Origin of the sequence: Hyphomonas atlantica corrig. (genome assembly GCF_000682715.1) — a bacterium.
GTDB classification, from domain to species: domain Bacteria; phylum Pseudomonadota; class Alphaproteobacteria; order Caulobacterales; family Hyphomonadaceae; genus Hyphomonas; species Hyphomonas atlantica.
The window spans coordinates 142,473-167,436 of sequence record NZ_AWFH01000062.1; the positions used below are offsets into that span (position 1 = coordinate 142,473).

The 24,964-nt window shown below is 54.9% G+C and carries 26 protein-coding genes; 9 read left to right on the plus strand and 17 right to left on the minus strand.

Going from position 1 to position 24,964, the window contains the following annotated elements:
* Window positions 1-5: 5 nt before the first annotated feature.
* Genes HY36_RS16655 through glyA form a run of 3 tightly spaced genes read right to left on the minus strand, consistent with a single transcriptional unit; the run spans window position 6 to window position 2,434 of the window.
* Window positions 6-653, minus strand: coding sequence for a RibD family protein (locus HY36_RS16655; protein WP_035555267.1), 648 nt, complete (start codon window positions 651-653; stop codon window positions 6-8).
* Window positions 650-1,120, minus strand: coding sequence for a transcriptional regulator NrdR (gene nrdR / locus HY36_RS16660; RefSeq protein WP_035555270.1), 471 nt, complete (start codon window positions 1,118-1,120; stop codon window positions 650-652). Before nrdR ends, HY36_RS16655 begins: the two co-directional genes overlap by 4 nt.
* Before the next feature lie 6 nt (window positions 1,121-1,126).
* A complete protein-coding gene (gene glyA, locus HY36_RS16665; RefSeq protein ID WP_035555273.1) occupies window positions 1,127-2,434 on the minus strand; it encodes a serine hydroxymethyltransferase in 1,308 nt (435 codons plus the stop codon).
* A gap of 222 nt (window positions 2,435-2,656) precedes the next feature.
* Here glyA and HY36_RS16670 point away from each other — a divergent pair, with 222 nt between their 5' ends.
* A complete protein-coding gene (locus HY36_RS16670) occupies window positions 2,657-3,082 on the plus strand; it encodes a MucR family transcriptional regulator (RefSeq protein WP_035555276.1) in 426 nt (141 codons plus the stop codon).
* Between the two features lie 12 nt (window positions 3,083-3,094).
* Here the strand turns inward: HY36_RS16670 and hemA are convergent, their stop codons facing one another.
* Both hemA and HY36_RS16680 read right to left on the minus strand, forming a co-directional pair.
* A complete protein-coding gene (hemA, locus tag HY36_RS16675) occupies window positions 3,095-4,312 on the minus strand; it encodes a 5-aminolevulinate synthase (protein WP_035555279.1) in 1,218 nt (405 codons plus the stop codon).
* A gap of 103 nt (window positions 4,313-4,415) precedes the next feature.
* Entirely contained in the window at window positions 4,416-5,207 is a 792-nt protein-coding gene (locus HY36_RS16680; protein ID WP_035555412.1) for a class II aldolase/adducin family protein, read from the minus strand.
* A gap of 165 nt (window positions 5,208-5,372) precedes the next feature.
* On the opposite strand from HY36_RS16680, the gene HY36_RS16685 reads away from it, so the two are divergent.
* Both HY36_RS16685 and HY36_RS16690 read left to right on the plus strand, forming a co-directional pair.
* Window positions 5,373-6,137 carry an NAD kinase gene (locus tag HY36_RS16685; protein WP_035555414.1) on the plus strand — a complete coding sequence of 255 codons (765 nt, stop codon included), beginning with the start codon at window positions 5,373-5,375 and terminating at the stop codon, window positions 6,135-6,137.
* Between the two features lie 76 nt (window positions 6,138-6,213).
* Window positions 6,214-6,780, plus strand: coding sequence for an Hpt domain-containing protein (locus HY36_RS16690; RefSeq protein WP_035555282.1), 567 nt, complete (start codon window positions 6,214-6,216; stop codon window positions 6,778-6,780).
* A gap of 74 nt (window positions 6,781-6,854) precedes the next feature.
* On the opposite strand, the gene HY36_RS17990 is transcribed toward HY36_RS16690, so the two are convergent.
* Complete coding sequence (locus tag HY36_RS17990) at window positions 6,855-7,661, minus strand: hypothetical protein (RefSeq protein ID WP_051602907.1); 807 nt, start codon at window positions 7,659-7,661, stop codon at window positions 6,855-6,857.
* 139 nt (window positions 7,662-7,800) lie between these two features.
* On the opposite strand from HY36_RS17990, the gene HY36_RS16700 reads away from it, so the two are divergent.
* The gene (locus HY36_RS16700; protein WP_035555286.1) at window positions 7,801-8,502 is read left to right on the plus strand and encodes a dienelactone hydrolase family protein; all 702 of its coding nucleotides are present in this window, start codon (window positions 7,801-7,803) and stop codon (window positions 8,500-8,502) included.
* Here HY36_RS16700 and phoB read toward each other — a convergent pair.
* Genes phoB through pstC form a run of 5 tightly spaced genes read right to left on the minus strand, consistent with a single transcriptional unit; the run spans window position 8,499 to window position 13,711 of the window.
* Window positions 8,499-9,185 (minus strand): phosphate regulon transcriptional regulator PhoB, encoded by a 687-nt coding sequence (gene phoB, locus HY36_RS16705; RefSeq protein ID WP_035555289.1) that lies wholly within the window; start codon window positions 9,183-9,185, stop codon window positions 8,499-8,501. The two genes, HY36_RS16700 and phoB, sit on opposite strands and share 4 nt — an antisense overlap.
* A gap of 27 nt (window positions 9,186-9,212) precedes the next feature.
* Window positions 9,213-9,905, minus strand: coding sequence for a phosphate signaling complex protein PhoU (phoU, locus tag HY36_RS16710; protein WP_035555293.1), 693 nt, complete (start codon window positions 9,903-9,905; stop codon window positions 9,213-9,215).
* Between the two features lie 11 nt (window positions 9,906-9,916).
* Window positions 9,917-10,735 carry a phosphate ABC transporter ATP-binding protein PstB gene (gene pstB, locus HY36_RS16715; protein WP_035555298.1) on the minus strand — a complete coding sequence of 273 codons (819 nt, stop codon included), beginning with the start codon at window positions 10,733-10,735 and terminating at the stop codon, window positions 9,917-9,919.
* Entirely contained in the window at window positions 10,735-12,303 is a 1,569-nt protein-coding gene (gene pstA / locus HY36_RS16720; protein WP_035555301.1) for a phosphate ABC transporter permease PstA, read from the minus strand. The genes pstB and pstA overlap by 1 nt, the downstream gene beginning before the upstream one ends.
* Window positions 12,296-13,711, minus strand: coding sequence for a phosphate ABC transporter permease subunit PstC (pstC, locus tag HY36_RS16725; protein WP_051602908.1), 1,416 nt, complete (start codon window positions 13,709-13,711; stop codon window positions 12,296-12,298). Before pstC ends, pstA begins: the two co-directional genes overlap by 8 nt.
* A gap of 129 nt (window positions 13,712-13,840) precedes the next feature.
* Here pstC and hslV point away from each other — a divergent pair, with 129 nt between their 5' ends.
* Together hslV and hslU are read left to right on the plus strand one after the other, a co-directional pair.
* Complete coding sequence (gene hslV / locus HY36_RS16730; RefSeq protein ID WP_035555304.1) at window positions 13,841-14,398, plus strand: ATP-dependent protease subunit HslV; 558 nt, start codon at window positions 13,841-13,843, stop codon at window positions 14,396-14,398.
* Window positions 14,399-14,464: 66 nt separating this feature from the next.
* Window positions 14,465-15,769, plus strand: a complete 1,305-nt coding sequence (gene hslU / locus HY36_RS16735) for an ATP-dependent protease ATPase subunit HslU (RefSeq protein ID WP_035555307.1) — start codon at window positions 14,465-14,467, stop codon at window positions 15,767-15,769.
* On the opposite strand, the gene HY36_RS16740 is transcribed toward hslU, so the two are convergent.
* Window positions 15,766-16,569 carry an NUDIX hydrolase gene (locus tag HY36_RS16740; protein WP_035555310.1) on the minus strand — a complete coding sequence of 268 codons (804 nt, stop codon included), beginning with the start codon at window positions 16,567-16,569 and terminating at the stop codon, window positions 15,766-15,768. The two genes, hslU and HY36_RS16740, sit on opposite strands and share 4 nt — an antisense overlap.
* A gap of 118 nt (window positions 16,570-16,687) precedes the next feature.
* On the opposite strand from HY36_RS16740, the gene HY36_RS16745 reads away from it, so the two are divergent.
* A complete protein-coding gene (locus HY36_RS16745) occupies window positions 16,688-17,368 on the plus strand; it encodes an EAL domain-containing protein (protein ID WP_035555315.1) in 681 nt (226 codons plus the stop codon).
* Here HY36_RS16745 and HY36_RS16750 read toward each other — a convergent pair.
* The 5 genes from HY36_RS16750 to HY36_RS18590 all read right to left on the minus strand — a co-directional run bounded on the left by HY36_RS16750 (window position 17,365) and on the right by HY36_RS18590 (window position 22,299).
* Window positions 17,365-18,525 carry a DUF2336 domain-containing protein gene (locus HY36_RS16750; RefSeq protein WP_035555319.1) on the minus strand — a complete coding sequence of 387 codons (1,161 nt, stop codon included), beginning with the start codon at window positions 18,523-18,525 and terminating at the stop codon, window positions 17,365-17,367. The two genes, HY36_RS16745 and HY36_RS16750, sit on opposite strands and share 4 nt — an antisense overlap.
* Window positions 18,526-18,665: 140 nt before the next feature.
* Window positions 18,666-20,003, minus strand: coding sequence for a trigger factor (gene tig / locus HY36_RS16755; protein ID WP_035555423.1), 1,338 nt, complete (start codon window positions 20,001-20,003; stop codon window positions 18,666-18,668).
* 335 nt (window positions 20,004-20,338) lie between these two features.
* Window positions 20,339-21,256, minus strand: a complete 918-nt coding sequence (locus tag HY36_RS16760) for a hypothetical protein (protein WP_035555321.1) — start codon at window positions 21,254-21,256, stop codon at window positions 20,339-20,341.
* A gap of 12 nt (window positions 21,257-21,268) precedes the next feature.
* A complete protein-coding gene (locus HY36_RS16765) occupies window positions 21,269-22,051 on the minus strand; it encodes a CsgG/HfaB family protein (protein ID WP_051602909.1) in 783 nt (260 codons plus the stop codon).
* Between the two features lie 74 nt (window positions 22,052-22,125).
* Window positions 22,126-22,299 (minus strand): hypothetical protein, encoded by a 174-nt coding sequence (locus HY36_RS18590; RefSeq protein WP_162176025.1) that lies wholly within the window; start codon window positions 22,297-22,299, stop codon window positions 22,126-22,128.
* A 439-nt stretch (window positions 22,300-22,738) separates the two neighbouring features.
* Between HY36_RS18590 and HY36_RS16775 the strand changes: the two genes are divergently transcribed.
* Window positions 22,739-23,293 carry a heme NO-binding domain-containing protein gene (locus HY36_RS16775; RefSeq protein WP_051602911.1) on the plus strand — a complete coding sequence of 185 codons (555 nt, stop codon included), beginning with the start codon at window positions 22,739-22,741 and terminating at the stop codon, window positions 23,291-23,293.
* A complete protein-coding gene (locus HY36_RS16780; RefSeq protein WP_162176026.1) occupies window positions 23,290-24,957 on the plus strand; it encodes a response regulator in 1,668 nt (555 codons plus the stop codon). Before HY36_RS16775 ends, HY36_RS16780 begins: the two co-directional genes overlap by 4 nt.
* The last annotated feature ends 7 nt before the right edge of the window (window positions 24,958-24,964 follow it).

Sequence of the window (24,964 nt, forward strand, 5' to 3'; positions counted from 1 at the left end):
CTTATTCAGACTCGTACATAGGTATCGAGAACGTCATCCCCAATCCGTTCCGTTGCGACAGCGCGCCAACGTGACGCCTGACCGAGGTCTGAAAGCCCCAGAGCCCCGAGAGCAGGTAGGCCGTCTCCTCCGATCAGGATAGGCGCACGGAACCAGGCAATCTCATCAACCAATCCCTCGCGAATGAAGCTCGCCGCGAGAGTACCGCCACCTTCAATAAGTAACGACGACAAACTTTCGGCCTCAACGCGTCGCAGCAAATCGTTGACATCCACCCGGATGCCCCGTCCGCAACGCCAGATCTCCACGCCACTTGCCGCCAATATGTCCTGCGGCTGGCCATTCGTGGCGACGACAACGCGGCCCGTCCCGGCCGATTGAACCAATCTGGAACTTCTAGGTGTGCGCCCATGAGAATCCGCCACGATCCTGACCGGCTGCTTCGCAGGCAGCGGTACGGTCCGCGCCGTCAAGAGTGGATCGTCAGCGAGTACTGTGCCGATACCCACAAGGATCGCATCATGAGCCGCCCTGAGCTGATGCCCCCGTGCGCGGGATTCGCTGCACGTGATCCACTGGCTTGTTCCATCAGACAAGGCGATACGTGCGTCCAGCGATGTTGCGATCTTCAGGGTGACCTTGACCCCGCTCATTCCTCGTCGCCCTCATCGTCGAGCGCAGTGTTTTCAATGAACTGGGCGAAATCGTTCGGATCCTTGAAATCCTTGTAGACACTTGCAAACCGCACATAGCCAACAGGGTCGACCCGACGCAGGGCTTCCATCGCGAATTCCCCGACATCGTTTGAAGATACCTCGGTCTCGCCGGCACTTTCGAGGTTTCTCGCAATTCCGGAAACCATCTGGTCAATCTGATCGCGATCCACTGGCCGTTTCCGCAAAGCGATCGTGATAGACCGAGTCAGGCGATCACGATCAAACGGCACCCGTTTTCCGTCTCGCTTCACCACGGTAATTTCGCGAAGTTGAACTCGCTCAAAAGTGGTGAAGCGGGCCCCACAAGACTCGCAAACCCGCCGGCGACGGACAGCCGTGTTGTCTTCAGCCGACCGGCTGTCCTTCACCGATGTGTTCTCGGAACCGCAGAACGGGCAGCGCAAAGTCTATCAGCCCCCCAAACCATTATAAATTGGGAATTGCGCGGTAAGCGCCTTTACTTCTTCGCGAACCTTGTCCTCAGCCGAACCGCTCTCACCAGAAGCGACAGCGTCCACAATTTCGCCAATCCAGTTGCCGATCTGAGTAAACTCTGCTTCGCCGAATCCACGCGTTGTGCCCGCGGGTGAACCGACCCGTATGCCGCTGGTAATTGTTGGCTTCTGGGGGTCGAATGGAACGCCATTCTTGTTACAGGTAATAAATGCGCGCTCCAGCGCATGTTCGGCGTCACGACCCGTTACGTTTTTCGGACGCAGGTCAATCAAGGCTACATGCGTATCCGTACCACCAGAAACAACATCAAGACCGCTGGCTTTGCACGCCTCCGCCATGGCGGACGCGTTTGCGACAACTTGAGCCGCGTAGGTTTTGAATTCCGGTGTCAGGGCTTCCCCGAACGCAACGGCTTTAGCGGCGATCACATGCATCAGAGGACCGCCCTGAATGCCCGGGAAGATTGCTGAGTTGATCTTCTTGGCTAGCGCTTCGTCATTGGTCAGGATCATGCCGCCGCGTGGACCGCGCAGGGTCTTGTGCGTCGTCGTGGTCGCAACATGCGCATATTCAAGCGGATTCGGATGTGCGCCGCCGGCAACCAATCCAGCGAAGTGGGCCATATCCACCATGAACAGCGCACCGACCTCATCAGCGATTTCGCGGAAGCGCTTGAAATTGATCTGACGCGGGTAAGCCGATCCACCGGCGATAATCAGTTGAGGACGATGTGCTTTCGCCAGTCGCTCAACCTCAACGAAATCGATCTGGTCGTCTTCGCGGCTAACTCCATACTGCACAGCATTGAACCATTTACCCGACTGGTTTGGACGCGCCCCATGCGTAAGGTGTCCACCAGCATCCAGGCTCATACCAAGAATTGTGTCTCCTGGTTTCAATACCGCCTGAAACACGCCTTGGTTGGCCTGACTACCGGAGTTGGGCTGTACGTTGGCAAACTCGCAATTGAAGAGTTGTTTGGCCCGTGAAATAGCCAGCTCTTCCGCAATATCCACGAATTCGCATCCGCCATAATAGCGCCGACCGGGATACCCTTCCGCATACTTGTTCGTCAGGATCGTACCCTGCGCATCAAGCACGGCCTGGGAAACGATGTTTTCCGAAGCAATCAATTCAATTTGCTGCTGCTGACGCGTGCGCTCTTTCTTGATTGCTTCGAACAGTTCAGGATCACGTTCCTCCAGCCTTTGGCTGAAGAAATCGGTCGTGTCGGGGCGTGCTGACTGGGCTGTGTCTGCCATGTAGCGAATCTCCTGCTGGGTTACGCGCTGTTTACGCCCGGCGGCGAGAAGCCGCAACCATTCCAAACCGCGCACGGCAGAATATCGCACTCAATGCCGTCATGATGCGAATTAACATCAAGAATATCATGTAAATACTTGAAGATGTGTGGTATTTAAAGATTAACAGGGGCTACAAATCAAAACTCCATATCGCTTTTCATACCCGAGTCTTGTCCGACCATGACCGAATACGAGACATCTGACCTACTCGACATGACGACGGAGATCGTTTCGTCGTACATCTCTAATAATCAAATTGATGCAGAGACGTTGCCTGTCCTGATCCGCAATGTTTACAGCACAGTCTCTTCCCTGTCCGCGACAAGCGAACCAGTCACAGAGACAGCCGAGCCCGCCGTCCCGATCGCCAAATCCATATTGCCTGATTACCTGATCTGCCTGGAGGATGGGCGAAAGCTCAAGATGCTGAAGCGCTACCTTCGGTCGAAATTCGACATGACGCCTGAAGAGTATCGTGCGAAATGGGACCTTCCTTCGGATTATCCCATGGTTGCGCCCAACTACGCAAAACTCAGGTCAAAACATGCCAAACAAATCGGTCTGGGCAAGAAAGCGGCACCGACTACCGGCAAGAAAGCCAAATAGGCACCAAGATACCTAAGCGGCCTTGTCGAGCCCAAGCTGTTTCCAAACAGCAAGAATGGCCGCGACCAGCTCGTCCATCATGACCTCATCATGGACAGGGCTAGGCGTGAAGCGGAGACGCTCGGTGCCTTTTGGAACTGTTGGATAGTTGATCGGCTGCACGTAAATCCCAAAATCAAACAGCAGCGTGTCAGACAGGGCCTTGCAACGCTCAGGGTCTCCCACAAGCAACGGAACAATATGGGTGTCCGTGTCAATCATTGGCAGACCGGCATCACGAAACTTCTGCTTCAGCAATGCAGCATTGGCCTGATGTTTTCCGCGCAGTTCGCGCCCCGCATCTGTCCGCAACTTCTGAATGCTGGCCAGAGCACCAGCCGCCATGACCGGGCAGGTTGACGTCGTGAAAATAAATCCCGAAGCCATCGACCGGATCGCGTCGACCACGGTCTCGTGGCTGGCGATATAGCCGCCCATCACACCATAAGCTTTGCCGAGCGTACCCTCGATGATATCAATCCGGTCAGCCAGGCCCCACATTTCTGCGACGCCAGCGCCATTATCTCCGTACATGCCGACCGCATGGACTTCGTCCAAATAGGTCAGGGCATCAAACTCATCGGCTAGATCACAGATTTCTTCCATGCGGCCGAAATCGCCATCCATGGAATAGACGCTCTCGAATGCGATCAGCTTCGGACGGCTCGGATCGTCATTCTCCATGAGTGCCCGCAAATGATCGACATCATTGTGACGGAAGATTCGACGGTCCGCCCCTGACCGACGGATGCCTTCGATCATGGATGCGTGATTCAGGGAGTCCGAATAGATGATGAGATCTGGAAGGATCTTGCCCAAAGTGGACAGCGTCGCCTCATTGGAAACATACCCTGACGTGAACAGCAGCGCAGATTCCTTGCCATGCAAGTCAGCGAGCTCTCGCTCAAGGTCTACGTGATATCGGGTTGTGCCAGAAATGTTGCGCGTACCGCCAGATCCTGCACCAAAACTGTCGATCGCCTGATGCATGGAGTTGATGACATCATCGTCCTGCCCCATGCCGAGATAATCGTTGGAACACCAGATCGTGACTTCGCGCTCACCGTCCTCGAATCTCGCGGTCGCCTTTGGAAACCGTCCCTTGTGACGGTGCAAGTCCACGAATACGCGGTACCGGCCTTCGCCGTGAATGGAATTGAGGGCGTCTTCAAAGGCCTTCAGATGTTTCATCTGCTTCGTTCCCGATATTTCGTGAGCCTACATAGTGCCGTATTGAGCAATTGATAATGGCTCCATACGCCGCGGGCCGCTTTTGTCGCATAGGGGAAACCCCTTACGCGTCATAGCCCGGCATTTCACGGTCGAGCTTCCGCAACAGCGCTGGCCAGATCAGTTTCTCAGTCAACATGCTCATTCCAGAGCTGTGCTCGGTCATTCCACCCTGCCCGGCAACCTTTTGCTGCAGGTCGTTGTCACATTCGAGCACGCCGTCGCGCCCAGCTGACAGCGCCATAATCTGCATGTTGCACGCGCGCTCGAGGAAGAACATGCGCGTGAATGCTGAAGCCGCCGTCTCTCCGATGGTAAGCGTGCCGTGGTTGCGCAGAAGCATGGAATGCTTCTTAGGACCAAGGTCAGCCACCAGGCGCTCACGCTCATCCAGATCCAGGGCGATACCCTCATAATCGTGATAGGCAATGTCTTCGCGAACGATCATCGCAGTCTGGCTCAGTGGCATCAGCCCCTCTTTCTGCGATGACACCGCAACGCCTTGGTCTGTGTGGACGTGAATGACCACTTTGGCGTCATCGCGTGCGTCATGAATCGCCGAGTGAATCGTGAAACCAGCCGGATTGATGAAGTGGTCAGTTTCCTGAACCACATTCCCTTCAAGATCGACCTTGACCAGCGACGAAGCGGTAATCTCTTCGAAAAAGTGCCCATAGGGATTGATCAGGAAGTGGTGGTCGGGGCCAGGAACGCGATGTGAAATATGGGTGAAAATCATGTCATCCCACCCATGCATAGCAATCAAACGGTACAGTGCCGCAAGGTCGACGCGCGCTTGCCACTCCTCCGCTGAAACACTGGAACGAATATCTACTTTCTGCGCGCCATCGGCCATGACCTGTTCTCCCATAATAACTTTTGCAGGAGAGTAACGGATTAGTGGTGTCTACGCCAGAAAAAGCTGACACTGGCGTCATCTTGCAAATGCGCCGCACGCTCAGCTGATTTGGGTATTCCCAATGGCTTGACGCACCCTTCAATACCAAAGCACATGACGCAAATGAGTGGACCACGCCTGCATTTTTACGCCTCCAAACGCCCTGAAGCTCAGGAAGCCTTGTCCGTGTTGACCAACAAGTATGGCCAGCATGATGAGGAAGATGCCGAAGTTATCGTCGCCCTGGGAGGCGACGGTGCCATGCTGGATTCGCTACGTCGGCAGTTCGAGGGTGGCAAACCGGTTTACGGCATGAATCGAGGGACGGTTGGGTTCCTGATGAACGAATACGGCGTTGATGCCCTGCCCGACAGAATCAATGCGGCCGAACGCGCTGTAATCTCACCGCTGCGCATGACCGTTCGCGACGTGCATGAACACGAGCATCACGCGTTGGCGATCAATGAAGTGTCGATGTTTCGACAAACCGCGCAGACTTCACGCTTCCGGATTACGGTCGATGGAAAAACGCGCATGGACGAGCTTGCCTGCGACGGATTGATGGTGGCGACTCCTGCCGGTTCCACGGCATACAATTTGTCCGCCCATGGCCCCATTTTGCCAATTGGTGCGGGCTTGCTGGCCCTGACACCTGTGAGTGCTTTCCGCCCGAGACGTTGGAAAGGTGCCCTGCTCCGCCGCGATGCGCATGTGAGGATTGATGTAATCGCCCCGATCCTGCGTCCTGTGGCGGCTGCTGCGGACAATCAGGAAGTCAGGGATATTGTCAGTGTGGACGTTCAGGAAGACCGCAGGCGCCTGACAATGTTGTTTGACCCGGGGCACGCCCTGGACGAGCGCATTCTCCGCGAACAGTTTGGTTTCTAAAGGAATTACAAAGGTTTTCGGTCAGGAAAACGTTAAGCCTTATAAACTATGATGGCACCAAATACGGGGAGTCATCATGCTCAAATCCATGCTTCAGAAACTCAAATCCGGAAATGGAGCTCGAACCAGTTCTTCGGATGTTGTCGTACCGGATATCAGCCGCGTAATCAAAATGCCCCCGTCCGCATCATCCCCTGATGCCGCACCTTCTGACCCTTCAATCGAGCACGATCCGGAAGAGCTTGGTGATCGTGCAGAAGCCGCGGTCGATGACCTGTCATCACGTTTCGAGGCGTGGATGCAGGCAGATCTCGACAAGCTCAAACAGGCTTGGGCAGTTGCAAAGGAAGACGGCGCAACTTCAGACGACTACAAGTCGCTGGAAACTTGCGCACACAATATCCGTGGCGTGGCGACATCTTATGGATACCCAGCGATATCGCGGCTCTGCGGTTCACTCTGCGCCTTGCTGGCCGACACGCAGCCCGGCGAGAATGACGCCTTGATCAACCTTCACGTTGAGGCATGCTCTGCAGCTTTTGGATCAATAGGGCGCGGTGAGGCGGCACAGTCTGTTGCGGACGCTGTGTGCGACGCGCTTGAAGAACGCGTCGCAGTGAAAGCGAAAAAGTCCTCAGAGTAGCTTTCAAAAGCTCTGCGCGCACTTTTTGCTGGAGCCATGAAGCACAATCGTTGGTGGTACTTTTCCGTTTGGGTCTACTTCATCAAACGTCTGGCCTGCTTCACCCACTCTTCTCTCACGATGCGACCGCGAGCCATGATCTTCGCATCAAGCGCTTCGATTTCTGCCTTGTTCAAGGCGGCGATCTCGGAGAACGTTACAATTCCTGCAGACTTCAATCTCGCGGCAAGCGCTGGCCCAACGCCCGTCATCAACGTGAAATCATCCACCGGGTCTGTATCCTGTTTAGGCTTGGGTGTGGACTTGTCGGAAGGTTTCGCAGGTGCATCGACAGAGCCGACCATTGCTTCGTGAAGTGCATCCGTTGTCTTCTTGGCCGCCTTCATACTGGACTTCACAATGTCTGAGCTCGCCTCAGCGGCAACGGCTTCAATTTCTGTAGACAGACGGGAAATACGCTCCTTCAGATCCTGACTTCGGGCCTTCGAGTGTGCCCGCGCGTTAGAGAATGACTGCACAACCTCCTCTTCAAGCTTTTCGAGTTTTGCCGCGAGCTTCTTTCCCTTTTTACCTGCTTCCGAGTTCTCTACACGAGCCTGCAATTCCTTCTCGATTTCCTGGCCCTGCTGGACCAGCTCCTCGAAGAGCTCAGTAGACTGTTTATTAAAGGCCTTGCTGCTCTCGATCGCCTTGTCGTAGGCTTTTCCATATGCGCCAACTCCAGCGAGCCATATCTTATGCGCTATCTCAGTCGAGCTGAGTTCTGGAATGGACGTCGAGGACTTCTTGTTCTTCTTTGCCTTCTTGGTCTCTTTTGGCGACTTGCTCGAGTTTGATTGCTCTGACGAGAGCTTGGACTTCTTGTCCTTCTTCTTGGCCATGGAATGACTCCTTCATTCGATTAATACTGTGAACATCCAATACTGGTTACAGTCAAATCTTATACTAAACGCGACACCCCTTGAAACCGGGCTTCGAATGTCCTGTATCTGACTCTCACGCACGAAGGAGAGCAAACAAATGAGCGCAGTTGATTATACCGTCGATGGTAAGAGCTATGAAGGCTATTTCCTTCGGCCCAAAGGTAAGGACGTTGCTCCGATCGTTGTCATCGCTCACGCTTGGGGCGGGCTTGGAGACAATGAACGCGAAAAAGCTGAGCGGATCGCCAATCTCGGCTATGCCGCTTTCGCCATGGATGTGTATGGCAAAGGCAAGCGCGGCACGACTGTTGAAGAAAATCAGGCTCTGATGAATCCACTGGTCGAAGATCGCGCCGAGCTTCAAAAGCGCCTCGCTGGCAGCCTTGAAGCAGCGAAACAACAAGTTGGTGTTGATGCCAAGAAAGCGGCCGCAATCGGCTTTTGCTTTGGCGGCCTCGCTGTCCTGGACATGGCTCGCGCAAATCATGACGTTCTGGGCGTCGCGTCATTCCACGGGCTTTTCCGTCCGGCAGAAAATGTTCCGGCGCCAAAGATCACTGCCAAAGTCCTGATCGAGCATGGCTGGCACGATCCAATGGCAACGCCTGAAGACGTTCTTGCGATTGCAAAGGAGCTGGAAGGCGCTGGAGCTGATTGGCAACTGCACGCCCACGGCACCGCAGTTCATTCGTTCACAACGCTAGGCGCAGACAACAAGGAAATGGGAACAGTTTACAGCGCAGACGCGGACCGTCGCAGCTTCGAAAACCTTGAGAATTTCCTGGCTGAGCTGTTCTAGTCGGCTCGAAGAGCATACCCGGCGGAGCGGACGGTCCTGATGGGATCGTCCCCGCCTTCCTGGCGCAACGCCTTGCGCAAACGCCCCACGTGAACATCAACTGTTCGCGCCTCGACATACACATCAGATCCCCAGACCGTGTCCAGCAATTGCTCTCGGGAAAACACCCTCCCCGGATGCTGCATGAAGTAGTCCAAAAGACGGAACTCGGTTGGGCCCAAGTGAATATCCTGACCATTCCGCGCAACCTTATGAGCCACGCGATCGATCTCTATATCCCCCACGGTGATCCGATCGTCTTTCAGGCCCGGTCGAATGCGGCGCAGGACGGCGCGCACACGCGCCATCAACTCTGTAGTTGAGAATGGTTTGGTGACGTAATCGTCCGCGCCAGTATCGAGGCCACGGATCCGGTCGCTTTCTTCACCGCGCGCAGTCAACATGATGATCGGCAAGTTTGGATTCGTACCGCCACTGCGAACGCGGCGACAGACCTCAATCCCACTGACCTTTGGCAGCATCCAATCCAGCAACAGCAGATCTGGAGCGCGCTCCTCAATCATGAGCATAGCCTCTTCACCGTCACTGGCGATGGCGACATCATAATCTTCTTTTTTGAGATTGTAGAAGAGCAGCTCCGAAACGGCACTTTCGTCTTCAGCAATGAGCACATAGGGCTTCATGACAGATCCTCTTGTCCTGCGTCCGGGTCAGACGCCCGTATTCGGTGATTTAGGGCGCTCATGGGGCATGAGATATTCGCCAGTGATTTGAAAGTAAATGAATTCTGCAATGTTCGTGCAGTGATCGCCAATCCGCTCGAGATTCTTTGCCATGAAAAGCATGTGCGCTCCGGCACCAATCGTGCGGGGATCTTCGATCATGTAGGTTATCATCTCGCGAAATAGCGAATTATAATGCTGGTCGATGTCATCATCGCTTTCCCAAACGGTTTTGGCCGTCTCGGCGTTGCTAGTTGCATAGGCATCCAGCACGGAATGCAATTGAAACGATACGGGGCGCGCCATTCTCGCCACTCCGTGCCTCATATTTGAGGGCACGGAATCGTCCAGCATAAGTGTGCGTTTCCCGATATTCTTGGACAGGTCGCCAATTCGCTCCAGTTCGCCAGCAGTCTTGAGCGCTGCAAAAACTGATCTCAAATCATGCGCCATCGGCTGACGGCGCGCGATCAAACTGACGATCTGACGCTCAACCTCTTCCTCAAGCCGGTCCACGCTTGGATCGCGAGAGATGACATCTTTCGCAAGACTATGGTCATTTCTGTCCACAGCCAGGCATGAATCCAGGATCATTGTCTCAACAATGCCGCCCATTCGCATGAGATCAGCGGCGATTTTATCGAGTTCATCTGTAAAGGCTGAGACGATATGGTCTGCCATTGCTGCTCCCTTTAGCCGAACCGGCCTGTAATGTAGTCTTCCGTGCGGCGCTCGCGCGGGCTGGTGAAGATTTGGTCTGTATCACCCATTTCGACCAAGTGCCCCAAATGGAAGAAGGCGGTACGCTGGGAAACGCGGGCAGCTTGTTGCATCGAGTGCGTGACAATTACGATGCAGTATCGCTTGCGAAGTTCATCAATCAACTCTTCGATCCGCGCCGTAGCAATCGGGTCGAGCGATGAACACGGCTCATCCATAAGGATCACTTCCGGACGCACCGCGATAGCCCGTGCGATACAAAGCCTTTGCTGCTGACCACCTGACAGGCTGGTACCGGGTTGTCCCAGACGATCCTTTACCTCTTCCCAGAGCCCAGCTCGGCGAAGGCTCTTTTCAACAATGGCGTCCAGTTCTTGCCGATCATCCACAAGCCCGTGAATGCGCGGCCCATAAGCGATGTTATCGTAGATCGATTTCGGGAATGGATTAGGCTTTTGAAATACCATCCCGACGCGGGAACGCAACAAGACTGGATCAATATGCGATGAGTTGATGTTTTCCCCATCCATGAAAATCTCGCCGGTAACTTTCGCCCCATCGATCGTATCGTTCATGCGGTTCAGGCATCGAAGAAATGTCGATTTTCCACAGCCAGACGGACCGATAAGCGCAGTTACCGAGCGGTCAAAAACCGGCAGCGACACATCAAACACAGCTTGCTTGCCGCTATAGAATACGCTGACGTCCCGACAATCGATGCGCGGATAGAGCAGCGGTTGGCCATCGTCAGCGCCTTCTCCAGCAAGTGCCGGATCATAAGTCGTGTCCATTACCATCTCCGCTCAAACTTGCGCCGCAGCAGGACTACAGCAAGGTTCATCAGAACCAAAATCGCCAGCAGTATGACAATCACTGCAGCAGTCATTGGCTCCCATGCCCTTTCGGCATTGGAGGCCCAACTATAGATCAGAACCGGCAACGCTGTTGCCTCATCTGTTGTAGAAGACGGAACTTCAGCAACAAATGCCACCATCCCGATCAGCAGCAGCGGCGCTGTTTCACCAAGCGCGCGCGCCATGCCAAGGATTGCTCCAGTCAACATGCCCGGTAGGGCCAGCGGTAATACGTGATGGAAAACCGCCTGCATCCGGGATGCACCAACGGCCAGGGCCCCGCTTCTGATTGAAGGGGGCACAGCGCGAAGTGCGGCTCGCGCGGCAATAATCACGACCGGCAGGATCAACAACGCCAACACCAGACCTCCGACAAGTGGGGCTGATCGTGGCAAGCCGAATGTTCCCAACAGCAATGTCGCCCCCAGCAGTCCAAACACGATGGAAGGAACTGCGGCCAGATTGTTGATGTTCACCTCGATGATCTGAGTGAGTCGGTTCTTTGGGGCAAATTCTTCCAGGAAAATCGCCGCAAAAATACCCATCGGGATAGAAACCGCCGCCGTCACGAGCATTGTCAACAAGGATCCGACAAGCGCTGCCAGCGCACCGGCCAGTTCCGGGTATGTGCTGTCAGTATGAGTAAGCAAACTAAAGTGAGGCACACGCTTGATGACGCCCTCTGCTTTCAATGCCAGCGCCCACGCAATTTGCTGGTCAGATACAGATCTTTGATCTTCCGGAGACGGAATTATCACTGCCTTCACAGACGCGCCGTCAAACTGATCCTGACGGCCCGTCAGAATCTCCAAGATGACGTCACCGTCTTCCATACTTTTTATTCGCCCGACTGATTTGTCCGCAACCAGCAACACGGTTGGCTCAGCACCATGTTGACCAATCGCGGCGATTTTAGCCGACACCTTGTTCAACCTGTCGACCTCAATCTTGAAGTCGCCCTCTTCCGCATTCCGCATTGGCGACGACGCTTCACCCACTCGCAGGAAGATTGCTCTGGGAGCCGCGCCTTTAAGAAACATGTCCACATCATCAGACAATGGCACATCTACCGATGTCGTCTGTCCGATCAGGTGAGGTTCATCCGCCACTTCTCGCGCCAGTGGCAGCACAGCCATTCTGTCTATCAGGGAACTAAAGGCCCGTTTTGACTGAACTGTTTCATTCGCTTCAGGAAATCGCGTTAGCAAGTCATTCCGAACCAGGGAATAGAAGCCTTCGATATTTCGAGTGATTTCCTCTGGTGACGCGTCCCCTTCCGGCAGAATGGTCTGCGGACTTAACTCCAGATCAACGCGGATAACGTGATAAGTGGACGCGCCGCTAGCCTTCCAGGCTATAGCAGAAATCAAGAACACCAGCGCGAATAGCGCAAAACCCAGCGCCACAATTCCGTAGCCCTGAAATCGCATATCAGCATTCCGGCGGCGCCGCAGGCGCTTTAGGGCCTTTTCTGACCGAAACGGATTGTCCTGCGCGTTATTCATACTTGTCCCGATACCTCTGGACGACGCGCAAGGCGATCAGATTAAAAATCAACGTTACGACAAACAAGACCAAGCCAAGGGCAAATGCTGAAAGCGTCTTGGGGCTATCGAACTCGGTTTCTCCCGTGAGGAGGGCCACGATCTGAACAGTAATGGTCGTCAAGTCGGTAGACGGATCGAAGGAAATCCTGGCGCGCTGCCCCGCTGCCATTACAACAATCATCGTTTCGCCGATGGCCCTTGAAACCGCCAGGAGCATAGAGGCAACAATCCCTGGCAAAGCTGCGGGCAGAATGATCTGCTTGATGGTCTCTGACTTCGTCGCCCCCATCGCAAATGCACCATCTCTCAATGAGTCCGGAACCGCATTGATCACGTCGTCGGACAGAGACGACACAAACGGGATTACCATAACCCCCATCACCAATCCTGCGGCGAGCGCGCTGGTGGGTTGCGCGGCGAGAACCGGTCCATTGGCCGCGCCCAGTTCAATTAGAAAACTATTGATTCCCAGCGCTGAGGCGCGAACCGCAGGTGCGATCACCAACAAAGCGAAGAAGCCATAAACGACCGTCGGGATACCCGCGAGCATTTCCAGAAGCGGCTTCACGTATCGACGTGTGCGGACCGATGCATATTCAGAAAGATAAATGGCAGAGAAAAGGCCTACCGGCGCCGCCACCAACATCGCGATGAGGGCGATCATGAACGTGCCGAAGAATAGTGGCAACGCTCCAAATTCTGCACTCGTCTGGGCGTTCCATCGTGTGCCAAACAAGAAATCCGTAAAAGGCACCTCTGCAAAAAATCGCAAGCTTTCGTAAAGTAGAGACGCGACGATCCCGACCGTTGTAGCAATAGCGATTGCTGCGCAAAGGAACAGGAACGCCTCTGCACCTCGCTCCACTCTCAACCGCGCCCGGAACGCCGGGCTGACCTTCCGACGGGCGTACATGATCCCCGTCACGGCGCCAGCCAACATGAGCGCGAGGGTCGCGCCCTTCAGGCTACCCCATAACTCCAGATAGCGACCTGTTACTGTCGCGAATACAAGATCGCTTCCACTATAGCCCCCCATAGCCGCAGCGTTGGCAACAGATTCCAGGTAGGATTGAAGCTCGGCGGACGAAAGCGTGTGAAACGCCTCGGGAAGTTCGCTTGAAAGCAGGCCCAGCGCCGTTGGTTTCGCGAACAGTACGTAAAGCCCGGCAACCAATAGTGGCGGTATGAAGCCCCACATCGCGACGTAATAGCCATGATAATTGCCACGGGAATGAAACTTCTGACCGCCCGCGATCAGATAGCGCTCAGCCCTGATGCGACCTATCGAGAATCCCGAAGCGACCACGATTACTATCAACGCGGTCAGCAGCCATCCCATGGGGAGTTGACCGAGCTCTTGGGCCATTCGGGCGATCCCTTTCCATCCGCGCCCAAATAGCCGGGCAAAGCTACACTAATGTGACATATCTCTGTGGAAATTCATGTAACAGGTCCTCTCTTGAACAGACAGCCCGGATCGGCCACATCAAGGCCCATGACGAATGAACACACCAGCGCAGCTATCTGGCACGGCACAACCATTCTCGCTGTCCGGAAGGGACAGAAACTTGTCATGCTGAGCGATGGCCAGGTTTCGATGGGTCAAACCATCATGAAGGGAAACGCCCGCAAGGTGCGCCGCATCGCCAATGGCGAAATTCTGGCCGGTTTTGCCGGTGCCACTGCGGACGCCTTCACCCTCTTCGAGCGGCTCGAAGCGAAGTTGGAACGCCATCCGGGCCAGCTACAACGCGCAGCAGTCGAATTGGCCAAGGACTGGCGAACCGAGAAGTATCTCCAGAAGCTTGAGGCCCTACTGATTGTGGCGGACAAAGACTCTACCCTCGTCATCACGGGCGCGGGTGATGTGCTGGAACCTGAGCACAATGTTGTAGCGGTGGGTTCAGGTGGGAATTATGCGCTCGCCGCAGCACGTGGGCTGTATGACTACGAGGCTGACGCGGAAGTAATTGGCCGCAAGGCCATGCAAATCGCGGCGGACATCTGCGTATACACGAACAGCCACTTCACTCTGGAAACACTGGACCTCTGAGTTCGCTCCCCTTTTACGCCTCAATGCCCTTAGGTGGCACTGGAGCCGCCAAACTTGGAATGCCCTATGAAAGACCTCACCCCTCGCGAAATCGTTGCTGAACTGGATCGACACATTGTTGGTCAAAACGGCGCCAAACGTGCAGTAGCCATCGCTCTGCGCAATCGCTGGCGACGCAAGCAGGCACCCGATGCCATCCGCTCGGAGATAACACCCAAGAACATCTTGATGATTGGGCCAACCGGAGTCGGCAAGACGGAAGTTTCCCGTCGCCTTGCCCGCCTCGCGAACGCACCCTTCCTGAAGGTTGAAGCCACCAAGTTTACGGAAGTCGGCTATGTGGGACGAGATGTTGAGCAGATCATTCGTGATCTGGTCGAATCAGCCATCTCCATGATCCGTGAGCAAAAGCGCGAAGGCGTGTCTGCACAGGCGCAAGATGCCGCCGAAGAGCGCTTGCTTGATGCTCTCGTGGGAGAGGACGCCCAGTCTTCAACCCGGGAAGTGTTTCGCGGGAAGTTAAGAGCGGGAGACCTGGACGACAAACCTGTCGATCTGGACATCGCTGACAGCGGTAACCCGATGCAGATGATGGACATCCCCGGCCAGGGCGGCTCCATGGGCATGATCAATCTGTCGGACATGCTAGGAAAGGCTATGGGCGGACGCACCAAGCGCGTTCGCACCACAGTGAAGGAAGCTTACAAGCCGCTCATTGAAGAAGAGTCCGACCGCCTGCTCGACGAGGATGCCATTGTACGTGAAGCAGTTTGCTCAGTTGAGGAAGACGGCATCGTATTCCTTGACGAGATAGACAAGGTGGCTGCCAAGCAAGGTCGCGGCGGTGCAGACGTTAGTCGTGAAGGCGTTCAGCGGGACCTCTTGCCGCTCATCGAAGGCACAACTGTCAGTACAAAACGCGGAGCCGTAAAGACGGACCACATTCTGTTTATCGCATCCGGCGCGTTCCACGTTTCGAAACCATCTGACCTGCTGCCCGAACTTCAAGGCCGCTTGCCTATTCGCGTTGAACTGGATGCACTTACACGAGACGATTTGCGCCGTATTCTCGTTGAACCCGAAGCCAGCCTCATCCGCCAGTATCAGGCACTAATGGAAGCCGAAGGGGTTACACTGGAATTCGAAGATGCCGCGATAGATCGCCTCGCCGATCTGGCCGAGGCTGTGAACAGCAGCGTCGAGAATATTGGTGCACGCAGGCTCCAAACCGTACTCGAACGGCTGCTGGACGAAATCAGCTTCGATGCCCCGGACAAGAAAGGTGAGACGATCACCATCACGCCTGATTATGTGAATGAGCGCGTTGAAAGCCTTGCCGGCAACGCCGACCTTTCCAAATTCATTCTCTAGACATTTACGCGAGAGAGCAGTTCGACAGTCTGGCCATAGCCCTTCACGTCCGGAATCACGAGGCACGGCTCGCCTTCGGGTGTTTCTGACTGCTGCGGCTTTACTGTAACAACAGCCTCACTGCCGAAGCGTTGAATGGCATCCTCTACGGAATTCGCTGTTGCCAGCTTTTTCAAATTCATCCGCGTCGGGAAGATAATGACAGATTCTCCTGCCTCCTCTGAATTCAGCGCCGCTTGGGCGCCGATCCAGATCGCATCAGTTGTTTCCCTTCCATCATGGGCCGCGATTTGGTCCGGCGGTGCGGGAGCCAGGTAGAAATGGGTATCGAAGCGCTTCGGCATCATGTCAGGCGTAATCCAGTGTCCAAAGTACACAAGACTATCGAGCGCGAGCACGAGATCATTATCTTTGATGAGTTCCAGAAAGCTCTGCTCCCCTCGGTCAACAGCGCTCCGATAAGGGTTTAGTCGATCCGCCACGTCGGTACCAACCAGCGGCTGTTCCGTTCCCCGCCGCGCCTTCGGGCGTGCGAGCAGCAATCCTGACTCCTCAAAAGCCTCGCGCACGGCTGCAATGCGAGCATCCTGTTGAACCGGACCGAAGTCTCCGTCCGTATAGTCGTCCCACCCCGAACTCGCATCTTCGTCTGTCGCCTTTCCACCGGGAAATACCAGTGCGCCCGCCGCAAAATCTATCTGATAGTGCCGCTTCACCATCAAGACTTCAGGCAATGTCGCCCCGTCTCGTACAATCAGAACTGTTGCGGAAAGTCTCGGCGCATCGGGCGATGTTGTCATTCTTGTTGTCCCGTCATTCTTTTAAATTTTCTCGAAATCCAAACGGTTTTCTGCGCGTGATCTTCAATCCTCTCCCCTAGGTAAGGCAATAGGCACAGTCAGAAAGACGGGAAGAGTGATGCGGGAATTACTTCAAACGAAAATTGTCGCTCACAGTGGACAGAAGGTCCATCTCCGTTTCCAGCCCGTGATGCACGTGCAAGACGGATCTTCCTACGGTGCCGTTTGCGAGATGTCTCGCCAATACGAAGAGCGTGTGCGTTTCGGGCCGGCTGCCAAAACCACCACAGAGAACGGCCCAGCCAAATGGTTGGCCGATCGCCTGCTCGAAGTCGCCTCCGCTGCGCACGATGCCGACCATCGCCTGAGACCAATTCTGGTGCCAGCACCCACAGCGGCGCTGTTTGACGACAATACAGCAATTGGCTGCGACGCAGTCATTCGCCGCACGACACTGTGCCAACAGGAAATCAGTCTCGAATTTCAGGATTCAGCCTTTGCCGAAGGCAATCAAGACGTAATCCATTGTGTGGCAAATCTGCGTAAACGCGGCTTTCGAGTCGCCATCGACATGCGCAAAACCTGGAAAACACAGCTCAGAGATGGACTGGGCCTCTTGGTCGACAGCATCCGCGTTGATGCACGCGAACTCAGCGACAATGAGCAATTGATGGATCTGTGCGAATCCGTAGGCACCGCAGGTATCCTGGTGATTGCCGATCAGGCGAATTGGCGCGACGGCGAATTCCTTGAACGTATTGGGGTCAAAGCAGGCGTTCGCATGCAAAGCGACTGTTAGGCAGCCCCGACCGAGCTTTCGACGTCGTCCATCGCGGCCATTTCAGAATAGTAGTCCAGCTTCTCCAGAAGGTAGTCGAGGTCTTCCTTGGGGATGGCCTGGAACTGGGTCAGAACACGCTCAATCATGCGCGCGCGGAACCTGGCCCGGTCGTTCGGGCCGCCGTCATGGCTTGTTTCATGGAACACATTCACTGCGGCTCGGAAGGCAGGAAGCATCTTGCGAGGCATGCCGGCACGATCAAACACAGCCTGAAGCCCCAAAGGCCCGGCATCATGGATCATCAACCACACGCGCTGGTGCCCAACACCTGAAAGTTCGGCGAGCGAATGCTCTACAAAAGGCATTTGGCCACAGCACAAGGCTCGCATGATCAGCGAATGAGTCAGTCTGCCATTCAAATGCAACTGGGACACAAATCTCGGCAAATCGTGAGTTCGCCCCGCCTGCTCAACCAAGTCTATTGTCGCGCGTTCACGCGCGCCTGAGGCCAGATCAATGGCCAGCTGCGCCGGCAGCTCGTGACGATTGACCAAGAGGTCGAACAATTGGCCCGACACCAGCGAAACCATTTTCTCTGCAATGTGTGTCGGAATGTATTCTCGGCTGATCAGGCCCTTCTGAACGCCCTCATCCGAGCCAAAGCGGCGTATTGAATGCTCAAAAGCACGATCCGTGTATTCTGCGCCTTCATTCGCGGACAATGCCCGTACGGCTTCGACCGCACCATGTTCTGAGATCACTTCGGTCAAAGTTACTGACAACCCATCACGATTGGCGATGGCGGCCTGCTTCGAAGCAGTCAGTGACAGCACCAATTCGATCAAGTCTTCATCTGTGAAGACCGGCGAGTCCTGAAGGACAGGAATTGCAACAGCTTCCACGTCCTGAGCAAGCTGTATCGCAATGTCACGTGGCAGAATGGGGGAATTGCGAAGCGTCACAGACAAGGTACGGCGCACCAGATCGGCAGCATCCTTGGCCAAAATCGCCATGATTTCCTGCGCGTAGGCTCTCTCTGCATCGCTCAGGACATCAAGCGCAATGCGACGACACAAGCGATGCGCAACCGTTGCACGGTCTTCCGGTGTCTCACCCTTGATGAGTCTGTGGATGTCCTGCTCAGTCAATTGAGGGCGAATGCTCTGGACGCTCATCTTCTGATGCCTCTTCCTTACGATTCGACACAAATTCGCTAGATGCGGTTAACATCCAGTTTACCTATTAACGTTCGCAGCATGAAAAAAGCCGGTCACTGCGGACCGGCTTTCTAGAAATTCGAAATTCGTGTGGACGACTATTCGTCGTCTTCCTTGAACAAGTCTTCGCGTGAAACAGTTTCCTCGGTGATTTCAGCCACTTCCAGGATGTGATCAACCACCTTGTCTTCATAGATCGGCGCACGAAGCTGGGCCATCGCGCCCGGATTATTGCGGAAAAATTCCACAACCTGCTGCTCCTGCCCCGGATACTGGCGTGCTTCGCGGACGAGTGCCTGGTTCACTTCCTGCTCTGAAATGCGAACATCGGCGACACGACCTATCTCGGCAAGGACCAGACCGAGGCGCACGCGGCGCTCAGCGATCTTGCGATACTCTACTTTCAACTCGTCTTCGGACTTGTCCTTGTCCTCATCCGCCGTGCGCCCGGCATCCATTTCAGCCTGCAGCTGTTGCCAAATCTGATTGAACTCTTGTTCAACCATATTCGGCGGCAGATCAAAGCTATGTGCCTCGTCCAATTGATCCAGAAGATTGCGCTTCGCCTTCGCACGGGAAGCACCATCATGCTCGGCCTTCAGCTGATCTTTCACCAAGCCCGTAAGTTGCTCGAGGCTTTCAAGGCCAAGACCCTTCGCAAACTCATCATCGACGTCTGCGGTTTTCGGAGCGCGCACTTCGTGTACTTTCACCTCGAAGACCGCTTCTTTTCCGGCGAGATGCTCAGCGCCATATTCTTCAGGGAACGTGACGGTGACTTCTTTTTCTTCACCTGCCTTCACGCCAACGAGTTGATCTTCGAAACCGGGAATGAACTGTCCGGAACCAAGAACCAGCGTCTGTTGTTCAGCGCTACCGCCCTCAAACGCTTCACCATCGATCTTGCCGACAAAATCCATGACGACTGCGTCGCCATCTTTCGCCTTGGCCGTCTTGGCGCGCGGCTCGTACTGGGTGTTCTGCTCTGCAATACGGGCCAGAGCTTCGTCAATCTGCTCTTGCGAAACCTCAGCAACTGGGCGCGTGATCGTCAGCTTGGTTACGTCAGCTGGCTCGAATTCCGGCATTACATCGACGTTCATGTTGTAGGAAAGGTCAGCCTCCCCCTTCACGACAGCTTCCATGTCGCCGTCAATCTGAACATCGGGCTGGCCAGCCGGACGCAGTTCGTTGTCTTCCAGCGCCTTCTGATTGGTTTCTGTGACGAGCTTGTTGATCAACTCACCCATCAGATCCTGACCGTACATCTTGCGCACGTGGGAAGCAGGGACTTTGCCCGGACGGAAGCCTTTCAGCTTCATTTGCGGCCGGATTTCCTCGATCCGCTCATCAAGTTTCGCCTGCAGCTCAGATGCCGGCACCTTGATGGCAAACGTGCGGCTGAGACCTTCTGACTTGGTCTGGGTAACTTCCATCGGTTCAATCATCCGTAATCTTGGGTCACGGGCGCAAGAAATGCGCGCGGGCGCCCTGTGAATCCTGTCTGAAGGGGCGGCTTATGTCATAGCCGAAAGCCCCTGTCCACGCTGGACTATGCGCGGATAGCAGCGCTTTCAAGCGTGCTGTTAAGGGAAACCATTGTTGTAAGGTTTTCCGCGCAAGCTAACACCCGGAATTCACGATCTCCTGAAACGGAAATGGCCCGCCGCATTTGCGGCCGGGCCTGAGACCAGGGAGTAAACTGGTCGGAAATGAGGGCGCCGAACGTTCATTCGGGGGACTGACGGCCGCCCGGCGCCCTCTTCCGCACTTACTGAACCGAAATGTTCACCGTGTTGCCGATCGACGCTGCGGTAGCAGCAGCTTCAGCGCCATGGCAAACTTGGGCAGCGAGTGTGGAAATCTGATGACCCGAATTGGCTTGATTGATGCGGGTCAAAACGTTGCCGACAACATCGGAGTTGAGGCTGGTCAGCGATGCCGAGTTGCCGATTGCCGCAGCGGTTGCTGCACCATCTGCAAATCCGGACAGGCGGCCATTCAATTCGGCAACCATGGTTCCGGAATTGTACTGCTGAGCACTCATGCTGCCACTTCCGGGTACTTCGACAGACAATGAGTTGCCGATCGACGCTGCGGTTGCAGTAGCTTCAGTGATGTCGTCGATCGAAGCATTCATTTGCGTCGTCATGTAGCCACTGTTTGACTGCAAGGAACGTGTGGCAATCGTGCTGACATCAGACGTAACAGATGCCGTGTTGCCGATGGCAGCCGTCGTCGCAGTGGCGATTCCGGAGTTCTGGATGTCCACGTTTGCGTTAGCGTAACCGGCTCCGGAATTTGCCTGATTGACCGAAGAGACGGCATCCGCGACAGAGTCGATTGAATACGAGTTGCCGATGGCGGCTGCAGTTCCAGCGATTTCACCCATGGCACCGCTGACAAGGTTCAGCGTCGCCGTTTGGTTGCCGCTGTTCACTTGGCGTGTGGCGTAGTTCACAGCGTTGGCTGCTGCGTTTGAGGCATCAGCCGCCACTGGAGTATCAAGGCCGAGATTGACATCAGCGTCAGCCAGACTGTCGCCGCCAATATCAGCAGTCGCATCAACAACGTCCCCAAGCCCGAGGTCGACATCAATGGGCCCCCTGCCATTGTGCTTGCCCGGTTCGGCGAACGCATGTCCAGCAAGGACGAGGACGGAAGCGAAGAAAAGAGCAGACCGTTTCATGAATATTCTCCTTTAATGTTGGGTCTGTTGAAGGGCAGGCACGTCCAACATGACGAACTCTGCTTGAGAGCAGGCTTGCGCGGACGGGCCGGCGATACCTGAGACGAGGTCGAAAACTGCGCTTTCGACAATCGTTCGAATTGCGGTGTGCACCGGCTCTTGAGCGCGCTCACCCAAACCGATGTCAATGGTCGTGTCTCCGATGAACTCAAAGACCCCCGCGCGAATTTCGCGACCACGAATAACTTTCCGTTGGCTGACCAGATTGATCACGGACAGGTCCGTCGTGTTTACCAGTCGAAGGTCAAGCGCCACGGTCATGGCATAATGTCTGGCACCGCCGATGACTGGGCCGATACGTGCTTCTCGAACACCGCTATGCACATTGAAGTTCAGCTCTGTTATGCCGCCGAGCAGAATGTAGTCGCTGCCTGCAATGGAACCCGTGAACACTTTGCGGTAGTCTTCTGTTGGCTCGCCTGATTCACTGATCAAGCGATTGTTGGCAAACTCGAGTTCCTGCTCTGCAACAGCCGTATCAAGACGTTCAGCAAGCGGAAATCCTGCCTGACTAAGTGCAGACATCACCATGAGAGAAGCACCTTGCGTGGCAACCGCCCCTTCAAATGTGGAGAATCTGCCCGTCATGTCGCGAATATCACCGACGGCAATGCGGGGCTTCTCCGCAGGCGTGTTCCACTTCATGCAGCTGAGCTGCTCTGAATAAGCCGTTGAGCTGTTTTCAACGATCGCTCCGGTCGCCAGATAGTCGGGGTCGGAGACTACGCCTTCCATGGAAGTGCATGCCGTTGCCGCTATCAAGCCCGAACCGATCAGCAAGTTACGAAGTAATTTAGTGTAGGCCAAGATCAATCACTCCCGCTTGTTGGAAGGTGAGCAACAATGGCGGTCTGATCGCCCAGATTGATCTGTGACGCGTCCACAACGACAGTGTTGTTGTTTCCTTCAATTTCGACGCTGATCATATTTCCGATCGCGGTGGCCTGACCGCCCGTGCTGGTTCCGGACAAGGCTGGCATCATGGGGCCCGCACCGCGGAATGAACTTATTTGGGCTGAAGGGCTCGCGCCGCCTCCCGTCACCACGACGCGGTTGGCTTGAGCGTCTCTGGAAAATCCGAGAGGCTGTTGCGCCCATCCAGAAGCTTCCATGCTAATCTGGGCGGCAGCGGGTGCTCCAGAGAAGAACAGCGCCGCAAGGCCAATCGATTGTATTTTTAAATTCAAGTCAGTCATTTCGTATCCCCGAATGAGTGCTTAGCTCGAGTACACAAATGCCGGGAAAGGTCGCCGCCGTATATTCTCCGGAAGGATGGCTCTGCAGCGCAAAAGGCGTGCCTCACCCTGACCTTTTGGTCAGGTAGTCCTGTCGTTTGACCACTGGTATCTATCCAGAAGTCGAATTCTGAGCCGCGCATCTTGTTGCAGCCGTCAATTTTCACCGCATCTGGAGGTAAAAAACTTGAAGGGCGTTGTTTTCAGGCAGTTTCTGGAATTTTCCGAACGAGAGTTTGGGGAAGCCGTAATAGATGAGCTGCTAAACTCCACAGAATTGGCATCCGGCGGCGTTTACACCAATGTAGGATATTACGATCACTCTGAAATGATCGCACTCGTCACGGCCCTATCCAATCGGACCGGAACTTCAGCGCGTGCCCTTCTGGTCAAATTCGGACAGAATCTGTTCCCAAGCCTTATTGCAGGTCACCCTCAAGACGGAGTGACGCATGCCTTCGACCTGATCGAACGTATTCACGGCGTCATCCATAGAGACGTCAAAAAACTCTACCCGGATGCAGAGGTTCCGGATATTCGCCCATCCATGCGAAATGGTAACGACGAAATGCGCATTACTTACAATTCAGCCCGGCCTATGGCTGATTTGTGCGAAGGCATGATTATGGCCGCTCTGGACCATTACGACGATCTCGAAGATTTTGAGATCTCGAGAACCGATAGTAAACACCGTTATCTCTATAATGCGGACTTTCACATAATCCGCAGGAACGGATGTTGAGCGAACACGACGACCAGATTGCCCGGCTCAAACGAAAGCTCGAAAGAGAGGCTTCGGCGCGCGCAGCTGCGGAAGAATTGCTCGAACAACGCTCCGCCGAGCTCTATGAGATCTCAGAACAGCTGCGCACTGAAGCGCTTCAAGTACAGCATTTGTCGACCGCCATTGACGTATCAGCAGACGGCGTCGCGATTACCGACAAGGATGGGTACTACACTTACATGAATCCGACCCATGCCAGCATGTTCGGCTATGCTCAGGCACAGGAATGCATCGGCAAGCCCTGGAGCATGATGTATAATCGGGACACTCTCCTGCGTTTCGAGAAGGACATATTTCCGCTTTTCCAACAAAACGGCTATTGGCGTGGAGAAGTGACCGGACGCGCGAATGACGGCTCCAAGGTACATCAGGACCTTTCGCTTACAGCCCTCTCCGATGGCGGAATTCTGTGCTCGACACGCGATATCGGCATTATTCGTCGACGCGAGGCGCAACGTGAGCAATTGCATGAAATGCTGCTGGACGCTGAACGCCGCGACGCGCTCGGCCGCATGGCCAAATCGGTCGGACACGATTTTGCGAACATTCTCGCGATTATCAATGCGTCTGCGCAATTGCTGACAGACAAGATGCAGGCTGATTTGTATGATATCCTCGTGGACAGGATCATACAGTCTTGCCGGCAGGCGAACGAACTAGTTGATGATCTAATGAATTTCGACACCGCACCCGAACAGAAGATGTGCGCGCTAAATGACCTCGTTCGAGATGTAGGTGACCTGAACAGCAATCAATTTCTTGCCACGCAAGGGTTTGAAGTCTTGGTAACGAGTGAAAAGCTCGTGTGCGAAACTGATCCGACCCTGTTTTCCCGAATGGTGTTCAACCTCGTCAAAAACGCTCGAGAGGCCATCGAAGAAGACGGGAATGTTTGCCTGTCACTGGAACTGATATCGGAGCAAACTGATATTGAACCCCATTTCAGCCCGTCCGCCTTTATCGAACGGGGCGAGTGTAATGCGTATCCTGCAGCGCGTCTGATTGTCAGGGATGATGGCGCGGGCATGTCGCAAAAAGCGCTCGATACGGCGTTCATTCCATTTCAATCGACAAAAGGGACCGGCCGAGGCTTGGGCCTTACGACTGTTGATGCACTGCTTCAGGGGCAACCGGGGCGGATGCAGGCGTTCAGTCGCCCCGGCGAAGGCGTGTGGATCGTTATCGATCTGCCATTAGGTGCCGCCTTGAGCCCGGCACCGTCAGTAATTGATCGCGACGTCCACACCACTCCGAAAGGCGCAATGGTCGTTGACGACGACCGTTTCCAAGCGGACCTTGTTACAGGATTGTTGAAGGAATTCGGATGGGATGCGGTTTGCTTTTACGATCCCTTGGAAGCCTTGTCGGTATTTAAAGTCGCTCCGTCCGCATTCGGCTTGATCATCACAGATCGCAGAATGCCTCAGATGAGCGGTGACGATCTCGTTCCACAACTGCTTGAGATACAGCCAGACATCCCAATCATTCTGAGCTCTGGTGCCCTGGCCTCTCCCCTGCCTGCGGGCCTTGCCGGAACACTTCCCAAGCCTGTATCGAGGGAAACACTCTGGGCAACCTTGGACTATATTGGCCTCAAGGCACCACTCGAGTCGCAAGACTGAACAGGAT